The 4209-nt window shown below is 70.1% G+C and carries 3 protein-coding genes; 1 reads left to right on the forward strand and 2 read right to left on the reverse strand.

Translation table 11 applies throughout. From position 1 onward, the window contains the following. Both VGJ24_RS16480 and VGJ24_RS16485 read right to left on the reverse strand, forming a co-directional pair. Positions 1 to 1231: NAD(P)/FAD-dependent oxidoreductase (locus VGJ24_RS16480; RefSeq protein WP_331501726.1), on the reverse strand; the 1231-nt coding region annotated here is incomplete at its 3' end. 8 nt (positions 1232 to 1239) lie between these two features. Further along, positions 1240 to 3096, reverse strand: coding sequence for a glycoside hydrolase family 15 protein (locus VGJ24_RS16485; RefSeq protein WP_331501727.1), 1857 nt, complete (start codon positions 3094 to 3096; stop codon positions 1240 to 1242). A gap of 253 nt (positions 3097 to 3349) precedes the next feature. Between VGJ24_RS16485 and VGJ24_RS16490 the strand changes: the two genes are divergently transcribed. After that, the coding region (locus VGJ24_RS16490; RefSeq protein ID WP_331501728.1) for an MFS transporter at positions 3350 to 4209 on the forward strand (860 nt) is incomplete at its 3' end.

The following is a 4209-nucleotide window of genomic DNA, read 5'->3' on the forward strand; positions in this document are numbered from 1 at the left end:
GCCGCGGGTCCGACGAGGCCTCGATCGTGGCGGCGTGGTCGCGGTCGAAGTAGTCCCACGCCCACGTCATGAAGGCGTCGGTCTTGCTGTGGGCGCCACTGAGCAGGGTCGCGTGGACGCCGAGCCACGCCGCGAACGCGAGCGGGCCCTCGACCAGGTGATGTCGCTTGCCGACCTCGGCGACGGCGGCATTGCGGCCGATCATCGCCATGATGCCCTTGTCCTTGTAGTGGAACGGCTCGGTCTTGCCGCCGCCTCGCTCGCGCAGGATGTTCTGGGCTGCCCACACCCCGGACTGCTGGGCGACCGAGCCGAGCTGGGGCAGCGGGCCCTCGTCGGAGGGGATGTTGGCGACGTCACCGACGGCGTAGACACCCGGGTAGCCGTCGACGGACAGATCGGGCAGTACGTCGATCCGCCCACCGCGGCCAGGGGATGAACCCGTGCGCTGTGCGATCAGGGCTGCGGACTCGCCGCCTCCCCACACCACCGTCCTGGCCGGGAGCGTCTGCCCATCGGTGAGCTCCACCCGGTCGGCGTGCACGGCTGCCACTCCGACCCCGAGGCGGATGTCCGCCCCACCGGTCGTGAGCTTGGCGTGTGCGTAGAGATGAGCCTTGTCCGCGAAGGCGCCCAGCAGCGCGTCTCCGCGGTCGACGAGCGTGATCCGACCCACGTACGGCGTCTGCGCCGTCGCCTCCAGGGCGGACATCAGCTCGACGAGGGCGCCGGTCGTCTCGACCCCCGTCGGTCCGCCCCCCACGACGACTACGTCGAGGGTGCCGTCGCCCTGCGAGGCCCCCGACGAGGCTGCGCCGATCTGGCGCTGCAGGTGTCGGCGGAGGCGTTCGCCGTCCGCCACGGAGTAGAGCGGGAAGGCGTGCTCGTCCGCTCCGGGTACGCCGAAGAAGTTGGGCCGCGCGCCGGCCGCCATCACCAGGTGGGACCCGGTGAGGGTCCGACCGTCGGAGAGTCGCAGCGACCGGTCGGCGAAGGAGACCTCGTCGACATGGCCCGTCACGACCTCGACGGAGGGATGGGCCGAGAAGATCGTTCGGTGCGGCCGAGCGATATCCAGCGCAGGCAGCTGCGAGGTCGCCACCTGGTAGAGCAGGGGTTGGAACTGCTGATAGTCGTTGCGGTCGACCAGCGTCACCGGGACACCCTCGTCGCCGAGCTTGTGGGCGACGGCCACCCCGGCCAGCCCGCCGCCCAGCACCACGACCGTCATCCCGCCTGTCACAGCGACAGCTCTTCCAGGCGCTCGGCCACGATGATCCGCCCCGCGGCCTGGATCAGGGCCAGGTGGGAGAACGCCTGCGGGAAGTTGCCGAGGTGCCGGGAACGCGCGACCTCGAACTCCTCGGCGTACAGCCCGAGCGGTGAGGCGATCCGGAGCAGTCTTTCCATCAGGCCGGTCGCCTGCTCCATCTCGCCGACCGCCGCGAGCGCCGAGACCAGCCAGAACGAGCAGATCAGGAAGGTTCCTTCCTTGCCCGACAGCCCGTCGTCGGTCTCGTCGGTGCGGTAGCGCATGACGAACCCGTTCTCGGTCAGCTCCTCGGAGATCGCGGTGACCGTGTTGCGGATGCGCTCGTCGGTGCCCGGCAGGAAGCCGAACAGCGGGGCGAGCAGCGTCGAGGCGTCGAGCGCATCGGTCTCGTAGTGCTGACGCAGGACCCCTCGGTCGCTGACCCCGTGCTCGAGGATGTCGGCCTTGATCTCCTCCGCCGTGACGGTCCACTCCTTCTCGAGCTGATCGTCGTTGCGGATCGCCGCCAGCTTCGCGGCGCGGTCGAGCGCCACCCAACCCATGAGCTTCGACGACACGTAGTGCTGCGGCTTCCCGCGCGCCTCCCAGATGCCTTGGTCGGGCTCCCGCCAGGCGGCGGTCGCTCCCGCCGCCTGCGACTGGACGAGCGGCCACAACCGCCGTGGCAGGTGTTTGCTGCGCCGTGTGTGCAGGAGCAGCGAGTCGAGGACCGCGCCGAACACGTCGTTCTGGCGTTGGTCGAAGGCGCCGTTCCCGAGCCGCACCGGCTTCGCGCCCTCGTAGCCCGACAGCTCGTCGCGCGTCGACTCGGACAGGTCGCGCCTGCCGTCGATCCCGTACATGATCTGGAGGGCGCCGTCGGGGTTGGGCTCGAGGTCGGCGACGAAGTGCATGAACTCGTCCGCCTCCCAGTCGAGGTTCAGGTAGTGGAGCGCCTGGAGGGTGAACGTCGTGTCGCGCATCCACGTGTAGCGGTAGTCCCAGTTGCGCTCACCGCCCGGTGTCTCCGGCAGCGAGGTCGTCAGGGCCGCGACGGTCGCACCGGTCGGCATGTAGGTCAGACCCTTGATCGTGAGCGCCGACCGCTCGAGCGGATGCCGGAGAGAGTGGTCCGGGATCCGGGCCCGGGCCAGCCAGTTGCGCCAGAAGTCGATGGTCGTGGCGATGTGGGCCTCCGCCTCGGCGACGTCGGCCGGCACGGCCAGGTCCTCCGCCCAGGACAACGCACAGAAGGCGCGATCGCCCTTGGCCAGCACATGGCGGGCGCGAGCCGCTCCTCCCTCGATGCCGACGAGCATGTCGGTGCTCAGTCGGAAACCCTGCCCCGCTCCGGCGGCGTCCGCGCTGTGTCCGTCGACCTCGGTCCATGCGGCCTCCTCCCGCCCGTAGTCGAACGCCGGCTCGCAGACCAGCTCGACCTCCACCGTCCCGTCGAGGCACTCGACAGTGCGCACCAGGAGGTGCAGGGCGTCGTCGTCGGCGGGCGGCCTGGTGTGCGGCGTCACGGTGTCGGGCCTGATCCGGGGTCCCATCACGAGCGCGTCGCGCACCACGATCCAGCCGCCGGGGGTGTGCCACGTGGTCATCAGCACGTTGGTGCCGGGCACATAGGTGCGCGCGGTCGGCACGTTGATGCCGTACGGGCCGAACCGGAAGGACCCGGCTCCGCGGTCGAGCAGGTTCCCGAAGACGCTGGCGGAGTCGAACGCGGGGAGGCAGAGCCAGTCCACCGACCCGTCCGGAGCAATCAGCGCGCCGGTATGGCAGTCCGAGAGGAATCCGTAGTCCGCGATCGGGGGGAAGGGGGAGTTGGTGACACTCACGTCCCAGCACCTCACAGTCTGTGGTCGGCAAACTCTCTGGCACACGGCCCATTGCCGTGACTCTCCACAGTCGATCCACGGTCCGGCCGGTCACATCCCCCCGGGAGGGGGATCTGGAGGTGGTCCGGATCCGCGGCCCGCGTTGCGACGGCATCACCCGACGCGTATGACGCAGACCCCCGCCCGGACGTGGTGCGATGAACGCCACGCCCGCTGATTTCTCTGAGGGCCTGCCGTGGTCGGAGGACGAACGTTGGACGCGCCATCTGAAGCTGGGACGACATCTGCCGGTGCGGACCGGCGACCCGACCGAGCTCCCCTGGTCCTGACGGCGCTGATCCTCGGCGCGGCCGTCGCCAACCTCAACCTCGCCGTCGCCAACGTCGCCCTGCCGTCGATCGGGAAGGCGTTCGACTCCTCGCAGACGTCACTCAACATGACGGCGGTCGGCTACTCGCTCGGCCTCGCGGCCTCGGTGCTCTACCTCGGTGCGCTCGGTGACAGGTACGGCCGCAAGCTGATGCTGGTGCTGGGTATCGCGCTGTCGATCCCGGCCTGCCTGCTCGCGGCGTACGCACCCTCGGACACGGTGCTGATCGCCGCCCGGATCTTCGGGGGCGTGGCGGCGGGCATGGCCTTCCCGACGACGCTCGCGTTGATCGCGGCACTGTGGTCCGGGTCCTCGCGAACCAAGACCATCGCCTTGTGGTCGGCGCTCGGCGGCGCGATCTCGTCGCTGGGCCCGCTGCTGGCGGGATTCCTGCTCCAGCACTTCTGGTGGGGCTCGGTCTTCCTGGTGACCCTTCCCCTGGCCGTCGTGGCGCTCGGTCTGGCGTGGCTCTACGTCCCGGCCCACGTCAACGAGACGACGGAGCCGGTCGACAACGCCGGCGGCATCCTGTCGATCGTCCTGGTGGGTGCGGTGGTGATCGGGATCAACTTCGCCGCCGTACCCAACGCGGGCACGTTCGTGCTGGGCATGGCGATCGTCGCCGTGGCGGCCGGCAGCGCGTTCGTGATCCGGCAGCGGCGGGCCGCCAACCCGCTGTACGACCTGCACGTGGCCGGGCGGCGGATCTTCTGGGTCGCGGCCTGCGCCGGGATCATCGTCTT

Origin of the sequence: Nocardioides sp. (assembly GCF_036493135.1) — a bacterium.
GTDB lineage: Bacteria > Actinomycetota > Actinomycetes > Propionibacteriales > Nocardioidaceae > Nocardioides.